Annotated in this window: 19 protein-coding genes; 12 read left to right on the top strand and 7 right to left on the bottom strand. The window is 65.6% G+C overall.

The window, feature by feature from the left end; genetic code table 11:
• Positions 1–39: 39 nt before the first annotated feature.
• The 4 genes from EDC39_RS05675 to EDC39_RS05660 all read right to left on the bottom strand — a co-directional run bounded on the left by EDC39_RS05675 (position 40) and on the right by EDC39_RS05660 (position 3,500).
• On the bottom strand, positions 40–510 hold the full coding sequence (locus EDC39_RS05675) for a DUF494 family protein (protein ID WP_148895414.1): 471 nt from the start codon (positions 508–510) through the stop codon (positions 40–42).
• Positions 511–546: 36 nt separating this feature from the next.
• The gene (dprA, locus tag EDC39_RS05670) at positions 547–1,626 is read right to left on the bottom strand and encodes a DNA-processing protein DprA (protein ID WP_187426659.1); all 1,080 of its coding nucleotides are present in this window, start codon (positions 1,624–1,626) and stop codon (positions 547–549) included.
• Between the two features lie 103 nt (positions 1,627–1,729).
• Positions 1,730–2,752, bottom strand: a complete 1,023-nt coding sequence (locus tag EDC39_RS05665; RefSeq protein ID WP_148895412.1) for a LysM peptidoglycan-binding domain-containing protein — start codon at positions 2,750–2,752, stop codon at positions 1,730–1,732.
• 52 nt (positions 2,753–2,804) lie between these two features.
• Positions 2,805–3,500 carry a tetratricopeptide repeat protein gene (locus tag EDC39_RS05660; RefSeq protein ID WP_148895411.1) on the bottom strand — a complete coding sequence of 232 codons (696 nt, stop codon included), beginning with the start codon at positions 3,498–3,500 and terminating at the stop codon, positions 2,805–2,807.
• 194 nt (positions 3,501–3,694) lie between these two features.
• Between EDC39_RS05660 and EDC39_RS05655 the strand changes: the two genes are divergently transcribed.
• On the top strand, positions 3,695–4,909 hold the full coding sequence (locus EDC39_RS05655; protein WP_148895410.1) for a peptidase U32 family protein: 1,215 nt from the start codon (positions 3,695–3,697) through the stop codon (positions 4,907–4,909).
• Here EDC39_RS05655 and EDC39_RS05650 read toward each other — a convergent pair.
• A complete protein-coding gene (locus EDC39_RS05650; RefSeq protein WP_148895409.1) occupies positions 4,906–5,562 on the bottom strand; it encodes a metallophosphoesterase family protein in 657 nt (218 codons plus the stop codon). The genes EDC39_RS05655 and EDC39_RS05650 overlap by 4 nt on opposite strands.
• A gap of 150 nt (positions 5,563–5,712) precedes the next feature.
• On the opposite strand from EDC39_RS05650, the gene EDC39_RS05645 reads away from it, so the two are divergent.
• The 8 genes from EDC39_RS05645 (at position 5,713) to EDC39_RS05610 (ending at position 11,215) form a co-directional block, all read left to right on the top strand.
• Positions 5,713–6,228: an NUDIX hydrolase gene (locus tag EDC39_RS05645; RefSeq protein WP_148895408.1), complete on the top strand. Its 516-nt coding sequence runs from the start codon at positions 5,713–5,715 to the stop codon at positions 6,226–6,228.
• The gene (locus EDC39_RS05640; RefSeq protein ID WP_148895407.1) at positions 6,225–6,749 is read left to right on the top strand and encodes a methyltransferase family protein; all 525 of its coding nucleotides are present in this window, start codon (positions 6,225–6,227) and stop codon (positions 6,747–6,749) included. The genes EDC39_RS05645 and EDC39_RS05640 overlap by 4 nt, the downstream gene beginning before the upstream one ends.
• Positions 6,746–7,792: an isoprenoid biosynthesis enzyme family protein gene (locus EDC39_RS05635; RefSeq protein WP_148895406.1), complete on the top strand. Its 1,047-nt coding sequence runs from the start codon at positions 6,746–6,748 to the stop codon at positions 7,790–7,792. Before EDC39_RS05640 ends, EDC39_RS05635 begins: the two co-directional genes overlap by 4 nt.
• The gene (locus EDC39_RS05630; protein ID WP_148895405.1) at positions 7,776–8,438 is read left to right on the top strand and encodes a class I SAM-dependent methyltransferase; all 663 of its coding nucleotides are present in this window, start codon (positions 7,776–7,778) and stop codon (positions 8,436–8,438) included. Before EDC39_RS05635 ends, EDC39_RS05630 begins: the two co-directional genes overlap by 17 nt.
• On the top strand, positions 8,435–9,652 hold the full coding sequence (locus EDC39_RS05625) for an ABC transporter permease (protein ID WP_148895404.1): 1,218 nt from the start codon (positions 8,435–8,437) through the stop codon (positions 9,650–9,652). The genes EDC39_RS05630 and EDC39_RS05625 overlap by 4 nt, the downstream gene beginning before the upstream one ends.
• Positions 9,653–9,672: 20 nt before the next feature.
• Entirely contained in the window at positions 9,673–10,536 is an 864-nt protein-coding gene (gene nudC, locus EDC39_RS05620) for an NAD(+) diphosphatase (RefSeq protein ID WP_148895403.1), read from the top strand.
• A 108-nt stretch (positions 10,537–10,644) separates the two neighbouring features.
• Positions 10,645–10,878, top strand: coding sequence for a hypothetical protein (locus tag EDC39_RS05615; protein WP_148895402.1), 234 nt, complete (start codon positions 10,645–10,647; stop codon positions 10,876–10,878).
• A 25-nt stretch (positions 10,879–10,903) separates the two neighbouring features.
• Positions 10,904–11,215: a DUF4911 domain-containing protein gene (locus EDC39_RS05610; protein WP_148895401.1), complete on the top strand. Its 312-nt coding sequence runs from the start codon at positions 10,904–10,906 to the stop codon at positions 11,213–11,215.
• Here the strand turns inward: EDC39_RS05610 and EDC39_RS05605 are convergent.
• Entirely contained in the window at positions 11,205–11,594 is a 390-nt protein-coding gene (locus EDC39_RS05605) for an OsmC family protein (RefSeq protein WP_246140187.1), read from the bottom strand. The genes EDC39_RS05610 and EDC39_RS05605 overlap by 11 nt on opposite strands.
• A 159-nt stretch (positions 11,595–11,753) precedes the next feature.
• On the opposite strand from EDC39_RS05605, the gene EDC39_RS05600 reads away from it, so the two are divergent.
• Positions 11,754–12,968, top strand: a complete 1,215-nt coding sequence (locus tag EDC39_RS05600) for a cytochrome c biogenesis protein ResB (protein WP_187426658.1) — start codon at positions 11,754–11,756, stop codon at positions 12,966–12,968.
• A gap of 42 nt (positions 12,969–13,010) precedes the next feature.
• On the opposite strand, the gene EDC39_RS05595 is transcribed toward EDC39_RS05600, so the two are convergent.
• Positions 13,011–14,138, bottom strand: coding sequence for a DUF362 domain-containing protein (locus EDC39_RS05595; RefSeq protein WP_148895399.1), 1,128 nt, complete (start codon positions 14,136–14,138; stop codon positions 13,011–13,013).
• Between the two features lie 245 nt (positions 14,139–14,383).
• Between EDC39_RS05595 and EDC39_RS05590 the strand changes: the two genes are divergently transcribed.
• A complete protein-coding gene (locus EDC39_RS05590) occupies positions 14,384–15,322 on the top strand; it encodes an SPFH domain-containing protein (RefSeq protein ID WP_148895398.1) in 939 nt (312 codons plus the stop codon).
• Positions 15,322–18,657, top strand: a complete 3,336-nt coding sequence (locus tag EDC39_RS05585; protein WP_148895576.1) for an AAA family ATPase — start codon at positions 15,322–15,324, stop codon at positions 18,655–18,657. The genes EDC39_RS05590 and EDC39_RS05585 overlap by 1 nt, the downstream gene beginning before the upstream one ends.
• The last annotated feature ends 32 nt before the right edge of the window (positions 18,658–18,689 follow it).

The following is an 18,689-nucleotide window of genomic DNA, read 5'->3' as shown; positions in this document are numbered from 1 at the left end:
AAAGGCTGCGGACAGGTCCGCAGCCCGGTGTCGACGGCGTCAGTGATAGAGACGCGACCAGTCGTCCTTCATGAAGCAGTCGACCTCCCTCTGCCAGTGCTCCTGGGTGTGTGAGAAGAGGACCAGCGCCGTCAGCGACTTGATCTCCTCCAGGCTGATCTCCTCGTCGTGCAGGCGTGAGGCCCGGTCGATGATCTCTTCCTGCAGCTCGTCGTCGAGGATGCCCAGAGAGCGCAGCCGCACGAGAAAGCCCCGCGCTTCCAGGGAAAGCAGCTGCTCCTCGTCGAAGGTGTAGACGCGGCTGGTTGGCTGCTTCAGCTCGACGGCGCCGTTCTGGCGGCGGTTTTCGATGGAGATCCGCTCCATCCAGGTGAAGGCTGCGTCAATCTCTTCGGCGTCGAATCCTTCGCCGAGCAGTTCCTCGACGATATCGCTTTCACTGAAGAACTCGCGTTCTTCCATGACATACTGGGCGATCAGACTGACGATGGCCAGAACCCTGTCACGCACGTAGGCAGCTCGCTTCCTGGTGTGCCGCGCCCGGTTTCAGCAGGAGCGGACGTAATAGCCTCCGGGCTGCTGGACGACCAGCCCGGCAAGTTCCAAGTGCAGTAAAATATCGGAAACCTCGGGGGGTGTCAAGCCGCTTTTCCGGATGATCTCGTCGCCGTGAACTGGATCAAAGCTTAATAATTTCAACATGTTGCGTTCTTGCTCCGATAGGTTGGCGGTGGCTGTTTCCCCGGTTTGGACCTGGCGTCCCGCAAGTCGGCCCCGCCACAGAACCTCGAGAATGTCGCGACTTTCGGTGACGACGCGGGCGCCGTCCTTCAGCAACTGGTTGACGCCGTCGCCTGTTGCCTGGCCGACCGGGTTGGGGACGGCGAAGACTTCGCGGCCGGTTTCCAGGGCGAATTCGGCGGTGTGCAGCGAGCCGCTGCCCTTGGCCGCCTCGACGATGAGCACGCCGCGCGCCAGGCCGCTGATCAGGCGGTTACGTCCGGGGAAATGGCCGGCCAGCGGAGGCGTCCCGGGGGCATATTCGGAAAGCAGGGCTCCCCGGCTTTCGATCTGGTGAAAGAGGCGGGTGTTCTCAGGTGGATAGACCCGGTCGATGCCGCAGCCGAGAACGGCGACGGTGGTGCCGGTGGCCAGAGCGCCCCTGTGGGCGGCGGTGTCGATGCCGCGCGCCAGACCGCTGACGATGCAGATACCGCAGGCGGCCAGTTCGCCGGCGATCTCTTCTGTAAAGGCCAGCCCCCGCGCGCTTGCCCGGCGGGAGCCGACAATGGCGAACATCTCCTGGTCGGGAAGGCGGCCGCGCAGATAGAGCAGGGCCGGCGGATCGGGTATCTGGCGCAGCAACGGCGGGTAGTTGTGGTCGTCCCAGTAGGTGAGCAGGTCGACCTGCAGCTGTTCCAGCCGTTCAAGGATCTTTTCCAGACGGGAATCGTCGTTGGCGGGGCGCCCGGCGGCGACGTCGGCGCGGATGCCGCAGCGCTGGCACCAGTCGGCAGCCGGCGCCTGCAGGGCATCTTCGGGGCTGCCGTAGGTTTCGATCAGGCGGAAAATGCTTTTGCGGCCCAGGCCGGGGGTCAGGTGCAGGCGCAGCCAGGCTCTTTTCATCCACGCGTCCATGCGCAAGCCCTCAATAGCATCCTGATGGTCAAGAAAAAAGGATTGGTCCGTAACAGACCAACCCTTTTCTTTTCAGCATTTCAATTGATCGTCATTCGTCGATGGTGACGACCCTGTCGCCCCGCAGCAGGGGTTCCACCGCCTTGAGGATCAGGGCGGTGGCGGTGTCAGGGGTGGTTTCCAGAATCAGGATCGAGCCGAGCAGCATGTCGGGCAGCTTCAGTTCGGTTTTCACGAGTGCATGCTTGGAGGGCTTGCGTTCGCGGGTGACATAGAGCATGTTGCCCGCTTCGATTCCCTGGTTGCTGCCCAGATCGATGTAGATGATATCGTTCTGCCCCAGGCCGATCTTGTCCTGTTTGGCGGCGACGATGACGCCGCTGGCGGGGCGGGTCGATTTTTTCAGGCTGATCTCCGTCTGCGGCGGCATGAAGGGAACCATCAGGTGCGAGCGGTGGATCTCGCGCGAGGCGCTGAGAATGCGGCCGGTGGCGACCTGCTCGTTGACGGCGACGATTTCCACCGTTCCGACCTCGTTGACCATGCGGCCGAAGGGCTCGCCGGTCACCGGGTGCGTGATCTCCTTGCCGACCTCGACCAGGGAGAAGACGTTGCCGACCGTCACGTCGTCCAGGTTCTTCATCTGGCAGAAGACGGTATCACCGGTGGCCATCATCAGCCTGTCGTCGGTGGCGTCGACGATGGTGCCCGCGCTGTCGATCTGATCCAGGGTGATGAAGCCGGCTGCCGTGTCCATGGTCCGGATGACCACTTCTTCTACCGGTTCGGGCGCCGGTTCCTTCTTGGCCGGTTCGGGGACGGCGGGCTGTTCGGCCGGCTTCTCCTTTTCGACGACCTCGGGGACGATTTCGATCCGGCCGTCGTAGATGCGCACTTTCTGACCGGGATAGATCAGGTGCGGATTGGCGATGAACGGATTGTTCGACCAGAGATTGGGCCAGTAGTAGGGATCCTTGAGAAATCTCTGGGAAATGCCCCAGAGGGTGTCCCCCTTCTTGATGACATAGGTTCTGGCCGCCGGTTCGTCCCCGGCGAGGGCGGTGGAAGCGACCAGCAGCGACAGGGCCAGAAACAGCAGTAATGTCCTTTTCATGCAAACCCCCTAGGCATGGACCTGAGCAGGTGGGCCGCTTTCCCCGCCCGTGTCAGGGCGAAGTGAGCTTGCGGGCGGCCGCGCTGTCAGGAAAGTTCAGCCGAAGCTTTTGCAAAGCCTGTTCCGCCAGGACCGGCTGACCGAGTTGTCGATAGATGTCCACCAGGCGCAGCAGGGCGTCCGGGGTCCTGCCCGGATTGCCGGACCGGGTCAGCCCGGCCACTTTCTCGAATTCCACCGCCGCACGGCTCAGCAGATGTTGCCGGTAGAAGGATTCGGCCAGCCAGTACTGGGCGTTGCCCGCGAAGGCGTTTTCCGGATAGCGGCTGACGAACGTCCGGAAGGCGTCGGCCGCCTCGGCGTAATGTCCGGAGGCGTGCAGGGAAAAGGCCTGCAGGTAGAGCCGGTTGGGCGACAGGTCTTCCGGAGCCTGCGGTTCTGCGACCTGGCGGTTCGGCCGGCCGGCTTCAGGGCTGGCGATTTGGCGGCTTGGGGTGCCCATTTGCGGGGGCTGATCCGCGGGCCGGGGCTGGCTCGGCCGTTCTTCGAGCTGTTTCTGCAGCAGGGCGAGGCGGCTTTCGAGCACCTGCAGCCTGCGGCTCGTCTCCTCCTGCGCCTGCCGCAGCTCGGCCAGTTCCCGGTTCGGCGCCGGAGCCGGGCCGGGTGTCGTCGCCGGCACGGGAGCGCAGGCGGCCAGCAGCAGGGCCGGCAGTATCCATTTCCAGCTGTTCATGGGGGTGATCGCCATGCCTTTCCCGGGGGGACCGCAGACCCCTCTTAAGCGAAATTCACTAAAAAGTATAAGGTTTTATGCTTCCTGTCAAGCGACACAACAAGACTGCCATCTTCGCCGGCGGCTGTGCTAAGCTCGAGACCGGATGCCGGTCGGGCGCGCTGCCTTCGCCGGTGGTGGAAGACACGGTTGCTGGGAGATGTTTGCCGATGGCACAGATCGAACTGCTGGCCCCGGCCGGCGACATGGAAAAACTCGAAACAGCTCTCGATTTCGGCGCCGACGCCGTCTATGTCGGCGGCGCCGAGTTCGGTTTGCGGGCCCAGGCGGGCAATTTCGACCTGGAGGCCCTGCGTCGCGCCGGAGCGCTCTGCCGCGAGCGCGGCCGGCGCCTCTATCTGACACTCAACGCCTTTCTGCGCCAGGAAGAGCTGCCGCGGCTGCAGGATTTTCTCGAGGAGCTCAGGCCGCTGGAGCTGGATGCCTACATCGTTTCCGATCCCGGCGTGCTGGCGCTGGTGCGAACGATCGATCCCGAACGGGAGATCCATCTGTCCACCCAGGCCAACACCACCAACGCCGCGGCGGTCGCCTTCTGGCGACAGGCCGGAGTCAGGCGGGTCAACCTGGCGCGAGAACTTTCGCTCGAGGAGATCCGCCAGCTGGCGGCCGCCACCGATGTCGAGCTGGAGGTTTTCGTCCACGGCGCCATGTGCGTCGCCTGGTCCGGCCGCTGCCTCATCTCCTCGGCACTGACCGGCCGCAGCGCCAACCGGGGCAACTGCGCCCAGCCGTGCCGCTGGTCGTGGACATTGCAGGAGACGACCCGCCCGGGCGAGCACTTCACCCTGGAGGAGGATGCACGCGGCAGCTACCTGTTCAACAGCCGTGATTTGCGGCTGCTCGAGCATCTGCCGCAGCTGCTGGCCTGCGGGGTGAAGAGCCTGAAGATCGAGGGGCGGATGAAGAGCCGTTACTATGTAGCGGCGGTCACCCGGGTCTACCGGGCTGCCATCGATGCCTGGCGGCGGGAACCGGAGAACTGGCGCTGCGATCCGCTCTGGCTGGAGGAGCTGGACAAGGTCAGTCACCGTCCCTATGACAGCGGTTTTCTCTTCCCCCGTCCGGATGCGGCCACCGAGACGGTATCGAGTCGCTATCTGCGCAGCTGCGACTTTGTCGGTGTGGTGCTGCAGGTCGATGACGCCGGCGGCCTGGTTGAGGGGCGCAACCGTTTTCTTGCCGGCGAAACCCTGGAGCTGATCGGACCCGCCATGCGCACCTCGGCCTTCCGGGTGGAGGCGATGACCGCCGCTGACGGGCGGCCGCTGACCGCGGCCCATGCCGGCTACCGGGTGCGGATGGCCCTTCCGGCCGGCGCCCGGCCGGGCGATCTGCTGCGCCGGCCGGCGGCCGGCGGCTAGCCGACCGACCAGGTCCGGCCGCTGAGCACGTCGCAGCAGCTGAGGAGGCCGCCGTAGACGGCGCCGGTATCGAGGCCGATGCGGCCGGTACGCAGCAGGGGAGCCGTCTGTGGGGTGTGCCCGAAGACCACGGTGGCGCCGAAGTCCTCGTCGCTGGCGATGAATTCCTGCCGGATCCAGAGCAGATCCTCCTCGCGCTGCTCCGCGACAGGGATACCTGGACGCAGGCCGGCGTGAACGAAGATGAAGCCCGCTTCCCGGTGCAGGCAGGGCAGGGCGCGGAAGAAGTCCCGGTGCGACTGCGGAATCTGCGGGACGCCCCGGTGCCGGTAGGAAGCGAGAGTCGTCGCGCCGCCGTTGGCGAGAAACAGCAGCCGCTCGTGGCCGTCCAGGTAATCGAGCAGCATCTGTTCGTGATTGCCGCGAAGAAAGACAGTGGCGGGCAGCCGTTTCCGCAGTTCGAGCAGCGTCTCGATCACCTGGCGGCTGTCGCGGCCGCGGTCGATGTAGTCGCCGAGAAAGATCAGGCGGTCGTCCGGACGGGGGCGCACTTCGGCGAGCAGGCGCAACAGCAGTTCGTGGCAGCCGTGAATGTCGCCGACCGCCAGCAGGCGGCCGCCCTGGAACCTCAGGCCAACATCCTTTTGCTCCATGGTCATACTCAATTATAGCCGAGGGAGGGAAGAACGGACGCGGAGATAACGGAACGCCTCGGGATGATTTGACAAAAGCGAAATCTGCTCCGACAATAACAATCTAGACGCCCGGTCGGGAGGGCCGACGTCTGCTATGATTGACAGAAGATGGACGAGCGAATTTACAGCGGCCGCATTCTGAGTCTGCACCGGGAAAGACACCGTCTGCCCGACGGTCGGCAGGCCGATTTCGAGATCGTGCGTCATCCCGGAGGCGCCGGTGTGCTGCCGGTGACCGCCGACGGCGAGCTGGTGCTGCTGCGGCAGTTTCGGCCGGTGGCGGGCGGCGAAGTGATCGAGATACCCGCCGGCCGGCTCGAGGCGGAGGAATCCCCCCGCGCCTGCGCCGAACGGGAACTGCGCGAGGAAGCGGGACTGGCGGCCGGATGGCTGAAGCCGCTGGGCTGGTACTGGAGCAGCGTCGGGTTCTGTGACGAGCGGATTCATCTTTTCGTTGCCGGCGATTTGCGGCAGGTCGGGCAGCGGACGGAGAGCGACGAGTTCATCGAACCCTTCCGGGTCGGTCTCGACCGGGCGCTGGCGATGATCGCCGAAGGCCGTATTCGCGACGGCAAGACCATGCTCGCCATGCTGCGTCTGGCGCAGGAAGGCGGCGTGCCATGAACGTGCGGGCCAGGGTGGTGCGCCGGTCCCGTGTGCGGGCGGCCGTCTTTTACTGGCTGGTGCTGCCGGGCCTGGTCGTCGTCGTCGGTCTGCTGCTCGACCGGCTCTTCGGCTGGCGTGCCTGGCCCTGGAGTCTGTCGGTCCTGATCGCGGCCGTGCTGCTGGTGATTGGCGGCAGTCTGCTGGTGCAACGGGCGACAGCCGATTTCGCCTTTTACGGCCAGGGGACGCCGGCGCCCCAGGACCCGCCGAAGCGACTGGTGACCGACGGTGTCTATGCCTGGTGCCGGCATCCGATGTGGCTCGGCTACGATCTGGCTGCCCTGGGTGTAGTGCTGCTCTGGCGGTCGCCGGCGATGCTGCTGATCTGCTATCCGCTCTTTCTGCTGCTGCAGCTGCGGTTCCTGTTGCGGCGGGAGGAGCCGAGACTGTTGCGCCGCTTCGGCGCAGAATACCAGCGGTACCGCCAGCAGGTTCCGCTGCTGCTCCCCCGGCCGGGTCGGGGCAAGGAAAAGGGATGAGCCTGTTCAGCCTGCGACATCTGCTGCCCTCGGTCCGCGAACACCGGAAGGTGGAAGCCGAAATCTACCGGCTGCTCGGCGAGACCCTGGACAAGGACTACGTCAAGCCGCCGCCGCCGCCGGCCGGCCTGTTGCGCTACGCCCAGCGTCACATTTTCTCCATTCTCTTTCTCGCCGTCTATCGGGCCATCGGCATTCCCGAAGAGCGGCGTCTGCTCTACGGAACCATCAATCACGCCATTCGCGGCATCGTCACCGGCACCGACAATCTGCTCGACGACGAATACAAGGAGATGCTCCCCCTGCGTTTTCCGGAGCGGGCGACCCGCTTCAAGAGCGTCATGCACATCCTGCTGTTCGACCGCTTTCTCTTCCGGGTGCTCGACGAGGCCGCAGCCCGGGGGCTGCTGCCCGAGGGCCGGCGGCAGCTGGTGCAGCAGAAGATCTTTCAGGCGATGGTTCCCATCGGCGAAGAGGAGTCGACGGAGGAAGGCGGAGTGCACGAGATCCTCACTCCGGCGCAGATTCTGCGTTCGATCCATGTTCACAAGGGAGGAAACCTGCTGCGGCTGGCCTTCGTCGCCCCGCGGCTGATCGAGAAGGACCTTTTCGCTCCGCTGGAGATCGCCGACCAGGGGATCTTCCGCATCGGCATGGCGCTGCAGGTGATCGACGACCTGACCGATTTTTACGAGGATATCCGCGACCGGCGGCACAACTACCTGGTTTCCTTCATCCGTTTCGAGGGGGAAGCGGCCGAACGCGAGCGGCTGCAGCAACTGCTCGACGGCGAGGGCGAGCCGGAACCGGTTGACCGGGCCTTCCGCGCCTCGGTGGAGCGGGTCTTGGCCCGGGCCATCGGTGAGGCCCTGGCCGGCTTTGCCGAGCTGGAGGAGGCCGGCTTCTGGCTTTCGGCTTCCGACGCCATGAGGCTGATCCGCTACCTCTTCCGGCTGCGCGGGGTCGGCGAGCTGCTGGCCCTCTGGCCTCGGGGGAAGGAACCGACGGAGACGCTGGGAGGACTGCATGGCACGGCGGCCTGAGACCCGCGGCCGCGACCTGAATCATGTCGCCTGGCTCTACGATCCGATCATCGAGGGGTTCTCCTTCGGCCGGGAGAGGCGCTTTCGTGAAAAGACCCTCGAACACATGGCCTTCGCCCCGGGCGACCGGATTCTCGATGTCGGATGCGGCACCGGCAGCCTGACCCTGCTCATCGCGGAGAGGCTGCAGCCGCCCGGCGAGGTGATCGGCATCGACGCGGCGCCCAGAATGATCGACATCGCCTGCCGCAAGGCGGCCCGGCGGAAGGTGCCGGCGCGCTTTTTTGCAGGCGTGGCGGAAAAGCTCGAATTTGCCGATGCCTCCTTCGACCTGGTGGTCAATTCCATGTTCACCCATCATATCGACACCGAGCTCAAGCAGCGGGCTTTTGCCGAAATGCACCGCGTGCTTCGTCCCGGCGGCCGCCTGGTCACCGCCGATGTCGACCGGCCGACGACCCTGACCGGCCGGCTGATGGGCTGGGGCGCCCGCTGGCTGCTGGTGCAGAGGGAGCTGGTCGACAATCTGCGCGGCGATCTGCCGGAGCTGATGCGTCAGGCGGGGTTCGTCGACGTGCGGCGGGTCGACCACGTCTACGGACTGGTCTCCTTCTTCACCGCCCGCCGACCCGGAGTTGGCGAATGATGGGGGGCTTGCTGTTGCGCATGGCCGTTCGCGGCCTGGCCCGGCAGCCGCGGCGGTCGCTGCTGACCGCCGGTGCCATAGGCTTCGGCCTGGCCTGCCTGGTTATCTTTGTTGCCCTGAAGACGGGGCTGCACCGGGAGATGGTGGCCAGCACCGTCCGGCTTGATCTCGGCTCGCTGCAGGTGCATGCTGCCGGCTACCAGCCCAACAGCATGGCATTGAAGCCGCTGCCGGACGCCGCCGGCCTGCAGAAGCGTCTGGCGGCGGAGGGGCTTGTCGTCGCACCGCGGCTGAAGGTGCCGGCGCTGGCAATCGGTCCCGCCGGCAGCGCCTCCGTCGTTCTGTCCGGCGTCGACCCGGAGCGGGAGCGGCGGCTGACCATCGTTGCCCGGCGGCTGGTGCGGGGCGACTACCTGGCCGGACCGGAAAGTCTGCTCATCGGCGAACAGCTGGCCGCCAGTCTCGGGGTCAAGCTCGGCGACGAGGTGAACCTGATGGTGCGCACCCTCTTCGGACGGCCCGCCGCCCGCCGCTTTGTCGTCGACGGTGTCTTCCGCACCGACCTGGCCAGTTTCAACCGCGGCCAGCTCTTCATCCCGCTGCCATCGGCGCAGAAACTGGTCGGCGGCAACGGCCTGGTGAGCGAGCTGGCGGTCCTGACGCCGGAGGGGGAGGAAGGGCTCTGGGTCGACCGGCTCGCCGCCCGGCTCGACGCCGCCCGCTACCGGGTTGACGGCTGGCGGGATCTGGCCGTCGATGTCGCCCAGCTGATCGAACTGAACGACGGCACCATGAACCTGCTGATGCTCATCATCTTCTTCATCGTCGCGCTCGGCATTGCCAACACCATGACCATGTCGGTCTACGAGCGTTACCGGGAATTCGGCATCATCGCCGCCCTCGGTCTGCGTCCCGGCGGCATCGTCCGGCTGGTACTGGGCGAGACCCTGCTGCTGGGCCTGTTTGGCGGCCTGCTCGGCAGCCTGGCCGGCGCCCTGGCCTGCCTCTACCTGGGGCGTTACGGCATCGACCTGACCGCCCTGACCAGCGCCAACCGCTATTTCGCAACCAGCCATGTGCTGCACGCGGTGCTGCGTGGTGAGGACGTGCTGCTGGCCAACCTGGTCACCCTGACGACGGCTTTTCTGGCGGGGCTGCTGCCGGCCTGGCGTGCCTCGAAGCTGGAGCCGGTGGAAGCCCTGCGCCACATCTAGCCATCGAGCGGACTGTGCCCATGCTGCCCGACCGTTATCCGTCTCCCCTGCACCTGCCCTTCAACCGCAGCTGCCTGCAGCGGCGCTTTCACCTGGCGCCGCCCGACGCCGATCCCGGCGGGCCGGGCCGGCTGCTGGTTTTGCAGCGTGGCGCCATGGTCGTTTCGGTCGCCGATTCCCATCTGCCGGCAGGGGACGACGCCGTGCCGCAGGGTGTTGCCCCCGACCGTTTCATCGGCTACTGGGACGACAGTCCCTGCCGTTTGCGGGTGCTCTCCGGTTCCGTGGAGCTGCCCGCCGGACTGCAGGCGCAGTCGCTGCTAGCCTCCGATCCCCGTTTGCCCCTCGACCTGCTCAGCCTCGGCGGGGTGGGCATGCAGCTGGCGCGCTGGCTGAAGACCAGCCGGTTCTGTGGTGGCTGCGGCGGCGAAACCTGTTTTCTGCCCGGCGAATGGGGCCGGTCGTGCCCGGCGTGCGGCGATGTCCGTTTTCCGCAGGTAGCGCCCTGCGTCATCGTGCTGGTGCGCCGGGCGAACCAGGTGCTGCTGACGCGCAAGGCTGACTGGGCGCCGGGCCGCTACAGCCTGGTGGCCGGCTTTGTCGATGTCGGGGAGTGCCTGGAGGAGGCGGTGATGCGCGAGGTGGCCGAGGAGACCGGCGTACGAGTGGCGAACATACGCTATGTCGGCAGCCAGTCCTGGCCCTTCCCGAGCCAGCTGATGGTCGGTTTTGTCGCCGACTGGACCGCGGGCGAACTGCGGGTCGACCGAAACGAGCTGGAGGACGCGCGCTGGTTCGACGTCGACCGGCTGCCCGTTCTGCCGCCGAAGCGCTCCATCGCCCGTTACATTCTCGATACCTGCCTGCCTTCTGTCGGCGGCTGACGACGGCCGCTTTCGAGGCAGACAAAAAAATCCCCCGATTGGGGAGAATCGGGGGGTCGCCAGGTGATCTCTTTTTTTGGGGAACCAGCCAGCTCTGGAGGAGGTTTCATGGCTGAAAAAGAGATACCGCGAGCAAGTCGGTTGAATCCTGGGCCGAATCTAGGCAGGTTGATGAAAAACTATTGCGGTTGGCGATACGACGTTGAAAACAGCCTCCAAATGCTCATTTGCCGGTTTGGTAAACTGCGCTTTTTCGGCTGTTTTCGCCTTGTCTCGCCTGCCCTCATGCCATTTTCAGCACCCTGCCCGGGTGGCGTTGGTCCGGATTTTTATTCAGGCTAAAAAACTTCAGCAAAAATAACGATAGATGGTGCGCAGGTCAAGGGAAAAGAACCGGGAAACGAGTGGCGGCGATCGGGAATTCGCGCGCTGCTATCTGCGGGTCGACAGGAGCCGGATCGCCGGTATCCGTTTTCTGCTCGAGGCGTACGACGGTGTCGGCTTCATCCGCACCATCGATGCCGGGCCGGCGGTGATCGAGTTCAGCTATCCACCGTCGCAGGGGGCGCTGGCCGCCCGCCTGCTGGAGGTGCTGCGGCGGGAGTTCGGCGCCGACAGGGTGCCGGCGCCGTTTGCAGTCGGGGCTGTGGGCAAGCCGGCAGAGGAACTTACTCGGTGACCACCTCGAAGGCGGGCGGATCGAGGATGGCCCGCTTGACCGCGCACTGGTCGGTTGCCTTGATGATGGCCTGGCGGTACTTGTCCGGAAAGCCGTCCGGCAGATGGATGGTGATGGCGATCTTTTCCAGCCGTTTGCGTTCTGGGTCGCGCTCGGTCTTCAGAGTCAGGTGCAGGCCGTCGGTGGCGATCTGCCGCTGCTGGCAGAAACGCAGGGCGAAAAAACCGGCGCACTGGCCGATGCTGGCCAGGAACAGGTCGAAGGGGGAGGGGGCCTGGTTCCGGCCGCCGTTGCTCTCCGGCTGGTCGCTGAGCACGGTGAATCCCTTGTACTCGGCCTGGACGGCGACGCCGCCGGGAAAACTGATCTTCATTTCCATGGTCTGAACACTCCTTCCGGTTGTTTCCTGCTGGGCCGGATGCTAGAATCCGGCGAAAATCAGGCTGTCTGCGACACAACTGCCGTCTTGCCACCCCAGGGGGGCTGGACTTTCAACAGACTGTTTATAGCACAGCCTTCACTTTTCGACAGCCATTCGATGCTCAAACGCCTGCTCGACAGCCTCGCCTCGCTCAAACTGACCATGGTTCTGCTCCTAGGCCTGGCGACGGTCGCCGTTTTCGGCACCATCTGGCCTTCGCGCGACAGCGAACTGCCGGTGCTGCGCTACGAGCTCTTCTATCAGACGCCCTGGTTCCGCCTGCTGCTTGGCCTGCTGGCGCTCAACCTGACGGTCTGTTCGCTGCGCCTGCTGCGCCGCCGGTTTGCCGAGTCGGAGCGGTTTTTCGCCTTGTCGCCGGCGACGGAACGGGGCGTGCCGCTGCCCGCCGCGACGGCGGAAGAGCTGGCGGCGGCGCTGGCGGCGGCGGGGTATCGAACGCAGGTGCGGAACGAGCGGCTCCTGGGCTGGCGGGGACGCTGGCGGCGCTTCGCCGTGCTGGCGGTGCACGGGGCGCTGCTGGTGGTGATGGCCGGCGCCCTGATCGGCGGTCTCGGCTATGTCGCCACCCTCAATATCTACGTCGGCGACAGCAGCTCCGTCGCCTTCGACTGGGATCTGCAGCGGGACCGTCCCCTCGGCTTCACCTTGCGTCTCGATGCAGCCGATCTCGTCTTCTATCCCATCGATCTGCGGATCGGCCTCATCGATCCGGCCACCGGCGGCGTGGTGCGCGAGTACACCACCCGGGAGGGAGAATCCCTGGAGTTGCCGGTCGCCGGTTACCGCGCCGAGGTGGCGCGTTTCGATCCCTTCAGCCAGACCCTGACCCTGAAGATCTACCGGCACGATCGCTTCCTGCGCGACTACGTCGTTACCGCCGGCGTGCGGAACCCCGACAACCGGGTCGCCGGTTACGTCCTCTATCCGCTGGCGTTTCGCGATCCCGTGCTCAAGCAGTACCGCAGCCGGGTGTCGATCCTGGAAGGGGGGAAGCTGGTGCGGCAGGGGACGATCGCGGTCAACCATCCCCTGGTCCACCGCGGTGTCGCCATCTACCAGACGGCCTACAACCGGGACCGGGACGGCCGGCCCTACGCCGGTTTCCAGTTTTCCCGCGATCCGGGAGAGCCGCTGGTCTGGGCGGGCTGCATTCTTTTCATCCTGGCGCTGCTGGCCCACTTCTCAGGCCGGCCGCGCGCCGTGCTGGTGGTGCGCGGCGCCGAAGGCTGGCGGCTGTTGCCGCTGCTGGGATTCTCCGGCCCGGCGGGCGACGACATCGCCCGGCTGGCCGAACGTCTGTGCCAGCGCTGAGCTCCGGCGTCACCGGCAGGTCGGGTCCGTTCTCCAATCCCCTTACCAGTCCTTTCCCTTGGGCGCCAGCTGCTCCAGCCTGTAGGCGCGCTGTCCCAGCCCCACCTTTTCGGCGTGTTCGAGGGTGATTTCCCAGTCGATCTCCGGATGCAGGCCGCGGAACTTGTCCTCTCCCGGTTTCAGGTTGCAGCTCAGGGCCGTGCCCGGCAGGGCCTCGGCCTGGTTGACCAGGTCGGCACAGGCCTGGTCGAGGGCCACCGGGTCGTCGCTTATCAGGATGCCCTGGTCGGGGACGATGGGGGCGTCCGTATGCCCGTAACAGTCGCACAGGGGTGAGACCTGGGTGACGAAGTTGATGTAGAGGGTCTTGTCGCGCTTGTCCTGCACGGCCGCCAGGGCGTATTCAGCCATCTTGCGCATGACGGTGGCCGATTCCGAACCCCAGTTGACGCGGATGGCCGTCTCCGGACAGACGGTGATGCAGCGGGCGCAGCCGACGCATTTGTCGGCGTCGATGCGCGCCTTGCCCTTGATCGAACGAATCGCCTCGTGGGCGCAGCCCCGGATGCAGGCGCCGCAGGAGACGCATGCCTCTTCCTTCACCGTCGGGGCCAGATTGCAGTGCTGTTCCATTTTGCCGCTGCGGCTCGAGCAGCCCATGCCGAGATTCTTGATGGCGCCGCCGAAGCCGGTCAGTTCGTGGCATTTGAAATGGCTGACCACCAGCATACCGTCGGCGTCGAGGATGCCGCTGGCGATGTCCGCCTCCCTGAGCAGCTCGCCCTCGATCGCCACCTTGCGGGCGCTGTGGCCGCGCAGCCCGTCGCACATGATCAGTGGCGCGCCGACCACGGCGAAGTCGAAACCGTTTTCGATGGCGCACTTCAGGGCCGAAACCGCCTCTTTGCGTTCTCCCGGATAGAGGGTGCACGAATCGGTCAGAAAGGGTGTGCCGCCGCATTTTCTGACCGTGTCGACGATGCGGCGCAGAAAGGTCGGCCGGATGTAGGCGTGGCCGCCCTTCTCTCCGAAATGGACCTTGACGGCAATCAGGTCTCCGCGGCTGACCCGTTCGCCGCAGCCGGCGGTTTCGAGCAGCCGCTCAAGCTTGTCAAACAGGTTTTCCCGGTAGCCGGCGCGAATGTTGGCGAAGTAAACCGTGCTGGACATGGCTCCTCCTGTGTGGTCGAGGGAGTGGTCGCTTCACATTAGCACAGCTGCAATCTGCTTTGAACCGGCAATTCCATAACGATGTTTTGTGTGGTTGTCGAAGACGTCACGCGCCGGGCGGCGCCAGCCGCAAGACAGTCCCCGGATGTTGGTTTGCCGGTTGGCGGGCACTCCTTTTTCGGTGCGGGAGGGAAGGCGGCCATAAAGGTGTTATAATTTTTTTCAAATGTCGGGGAGGTGATGACGTGCAGGAGGAACAGCGCTACCGCTTCTTGCAGCGGGTCCGGGTGAAGCGATATCTGAAACAGGGCCTTTTGCTCCTTTTTCTCGGTGTGGTGCTCTACGGTCTTTTCGCCCTGGTCTACGCCACCCGAACCTTCTACAAGGTGCGCCGCAACTACGCCGTGATCCTCGAGGACCTTTCCGGCGAGCGTCGGGTGGTGAGCGAGGTCGGCTGGCACGGGCGGCTGCCCTTTTTCACCCGCATCGAACTGGAAGTGCCGCTGATGAACCAGGAGCTCTACCTTGGCGGCACGGCGGAGCCTCAGCGGATCATCTCGCGGGGGAACGTGGCGCTGTGGACCAGCGCCATGCTCACCTACCGGATTCGTGACCTCGAGCGCTGGGGGATTGAGAACAAGACGGCGCAGGTGCTGCTGCAGACCGATTTCGACGGCATCGTCAAGGACGTCATGCAGGGACATCCGGTCGATGACCTGATTTCGAGCCGGGAACGGATCAAGGAAGAGATCTTCCGGGCGCTCAAGGAACGGGCCATCAACCGCGGCGGACCGACCCTGGAGGAGAAATACGGCATCGAGGTGGTTTCCTTCGTGCTGCGTGACACCCGCTTCGGCGAGAAGCTGGCCCAGGCCAGTGAGGAGAAGAAGCGGCGGGAGCTGATCGCCGAGGCGGAGAACTACGCCGCCGACCAGGAGGCGAGTCGCACCCGCAAGCTCTACGCCGCCTATTCCGAGGCGATCCGGCAGATGCGCGACAGTCTCGGGCTCCAGGAGAAGGACACCGCCGCCCTGTTCGCCTTTCTCAACCAGCAGAAGTGGGCCACGGCCTACGAGAAGAACCAGACCGGGCAGAACACCTTCGTACTCAACAACGCGAACTTCACGCCGTCGCTGGCGCTGCCGCCGCCGGCGGCGCCAGCTGCCGGCGGCAAGGGTGAGTGATGGGACGCTTCCGCAAGACCCGCAGTCCGGTCTACGTCAAGCTGTCCGAGACGCGCATCCGGCAGATCGAGGAGCTGATCGGTCACTGGAGTTTCGAAACCCGCCTTTTCGTCCTGCGCCGCCTGCGCCAGTTCCACCCCTCGCATTCTCTCTTCCGTCTGCTGGCCGACTGGTGGCGACGCACCTTCTGGCCGCGCGAGCGGCGCTTCGTCCATTTGCGCGATCCGGAAAAGCTCTCCGACTGGCGGCGGCGCATCGAGGTCTCCGGTTCGCAGAATGCCGCCGCCACCTGGGCGAAGATCCTCGAGCGGGAACTCGATCTGCACGACTACCGCTACCTGCGGCACCGACTCGAGGAGCTGACCGCTGACATCTACGTGCCTCCGGCGCTGCGGGAGCTGTTCGAAAAGATCTATCACGTGCACGTGCTCAAGGAGTACAGCGAGGATCCGTCGGTGCCGCGCAATCCACTGGTGCTGGTGATCGGCCCCTCCGGCAGCGGCAAGAGCGTCACCGTGCAGGAGGCGATGGAGCAGGCGATCTTCCGCAAGGAGGCGAGGCCGGTGGTCGACCTCAAGGCGAAGAAGGAGGAGGTCATGGCCGACCAGCCGGTCTGGGCCCGGCTGGAGGATGTCGACTTCGAGCTGGCGGTGGCCATCGAGCGGCACCGCAAGGTCGAACTGCTGCGCTTCCTTTCCCGCCTGCCGCTGGTCAAGTATCTCTACCGCAAACGGATCAGCCGGGCGCTTTCGACCCTGGCGGAAGAAGGGGTGCTGGTCGACTACGCCATGATCACTCCCAACGACTACCAGACCGCCTGGGCCGGCGAGCCGGGCAACTACCTGCGCAAGGCGATGGGCGATCCGTGGCGGCTCTGTATCCGGCACCTGGAGGAGGCGCACAGCGCCTTCGGCCGTCCCGACCAGACCAGCCCGGTGAAGGCGCAGCAGTCGACCCTGGTCGACGCCGCCAACATCATTCTCGATGAAATCGCCCACGGCCGCCGCGATTGCCTGGTCATCGCCACCACCGACCAGCCCGAGTCGCTCGATCCGACCATCTACCGGCGTTTCGTCGAGGGCGGCCTGGTCATCGACATCGACGAATACTGGCAGACGCCGGAGAACCTGCGGGAAGTGGTGCGCATGGAGCTGCGACGCCACAATTTCACCTTCGGCGAGGAATCGGCGCCGGCCCGGCGTCTGCTGTCGGAGACGGATCTCGACCGGACGGTGGAGCTGCTGGCCCCCATCTTCCGCGGGCGCAGCCTGCGCATGACTCCGGCCTATGTCCGCAGGCTGATCGGTTCGGTGATCAGCCTCAACGGCGGTTTCGAGCCCGAGTACCTCGACGACCAGTTCCTGGTGCGCGACGCGCTGAAGGCGGTGGCGCGCAACGTCCACGGCGCCATCTACAACAAGGTCGTCGGCAAGATGGATCGCTCCGTCAAGTGGTCGGAATACATCGGCCAGATCAAGAACGAGTTCTCCGAGATGGCCAACAACGCCCTCTACTACAATGTCAGCGAGGAGAAGGGCGTGGTGCTGACCGGACCGCCCGGATCGGGCAAGACCTACATGGTGCAGGCCTGGCTCGGCGACAATCTCGAGGTGCAGGATCTGGCCGTGCAGCTGAACGACCTGGTCGATCCGATGACCCCCCTGGAGGGGATGGTCGCCAACCTCGAGCGGGTCTACGACATCGCCAAGATGCTGTCGCCGGCCATGGTCTTCTTCGACGAGGGGGACGCCGTGGCGCCGCGCCGTTCCCCGCAGGGAGGCAGTCCCTACGACAAGGTGACCAACAAGTTCCTCTCCATCATCGACGGCGAGACGCCGCTGAACCGGGTTTTCACCGTGCTGACCACCAACCGGCTCGACATCCTCGATCCGGCGCTGATCCGCTCAAAACGGCTGAAGGTGCTCAACGTCACCGGCCATCTGCGCGACGAGGACGCCCTGCGCATCATCCGCAAGGAGCTGGCCGGCATCCCGCTGGTGGAGGGGCTCGATCACGTCGATCTGGTGCGCACCGCCCGCGGCCTGTGCGAGACGCCGGCCGATTTTACCGCCTTTGCCGAAAAGGTGCGCAGCCTGCGGGCGACCGAGATCGAGGTGCTGCAGAAGCTGCGGCAGGCCGTCGACGGCAGCATGGAGGAGCGGGCGCGCTTCGTCCGCTTCAACTACAAGATTCTGCTTGGACTGCTCGAGGGGGCCGCCGGCGACAGCGCCCTGGCCCTCAAGGCGCGGCAGGGCGAGGAGGAGCTGCTGCGGCATCTCGACCGGATCGCGCAGCGTTTTCTGCACCTGCTCGAGGAGAAGGACTACCCGGTCAGCCTCTGGCACCTGCAGAGCGCCCGGCAGCAGCTGGCGGGAAGTCCGACCCGCAAGGGGAAGCAGGATCTCGACAAGTTTCTCGAAACCGAGCTGTCGGAGGTGCCGCAGGTCGGCTTCGTGGTCGGCGTCGGGGCCAACGACACCAGCGGCGTGCTGCTGCCGATCGCCACCTCCCTGGTCTACCGGGTCTTCGCCGAGAAGATCGTGGTTACCGGCGCCGTGTCGACCACCGCTCCCGGGGCGGCCGAACTCGATCTGGCGGTGCAGATGACCCGGCAGAGCGCCCAGGAGGCCCTGACCCTGGTGGAGAACTACCTGCAGCAGCTCTGCCCCGAGTTCAACGTGTCGCGGGTGCTGGGCGAATATCTCGACGGCTACACCATCCACCACCAGCTGCTGACCGCCTCCTACAGCGTCGGCGGGCCTTCGGCCGGCTTCGCCCTGGCCATCAACACCCTGTCGGTGCTGCTCAACCTGCCGGTGCTCAACGACTTCGGCATTACCGGCGCACCCTGGACCAAGGGGGCGCGGCCCGGCGAGGTCGGCGCGTCGGTCATCATCGGCGGCCACCACAAGAAGGCGGAAAAGGTGCTGCAGTACCTGCCGCGCATGTATGTGCCCCTGGCCAACTACCGCGATTTCGAGCCGGAACTGCTGGAGGCCTACCGGGTCGAGGGGCGCGACATCCAGGGGGTGGCCAGTTTTTCGGCCCTGGTGCCGGAGGTCTTCTTCTTCGGCGACGACAGCCGGCGCCGGCTGCAGGAGCTGGTCGGCGAACGGATCCGGCTCGAACTCGACCGGGCGCACGGCGTGCCCCATCCGCGCTGCGAGGAGCAGCTGCGGCAGGCATTGCGGCAGCTGCGCGACCAGACCGAGGCCGAGATCGCGCGGCGGATGCGGGCCATCCGCGACTACCTCGGCGAGCCGGGCGACAGGGACCTCAGTCTGCATGCCGTCTTCTCCGACATGCGGCAGGACGCCGCCGGCCAGCATCCATGACGTTTGCTGTCGGCTTGGCAAAGGGGGCGAAT

This window comes from Geothermobacter ehrlichii (genome assembly GCF_008124615.1).
Classification (GTDB): domain Bacteria; phylum Desulfobacterota; class Desulfuromonadia; order Desulfuromonadales; family Geothermobacteraceae; genus Geothermobacter; species Geothermobacter ehrlichii.
Note: the sequence above shows the minus strand (reverse complement) of the source record. Positions and strands in the feature narration are given on the sequence as shown.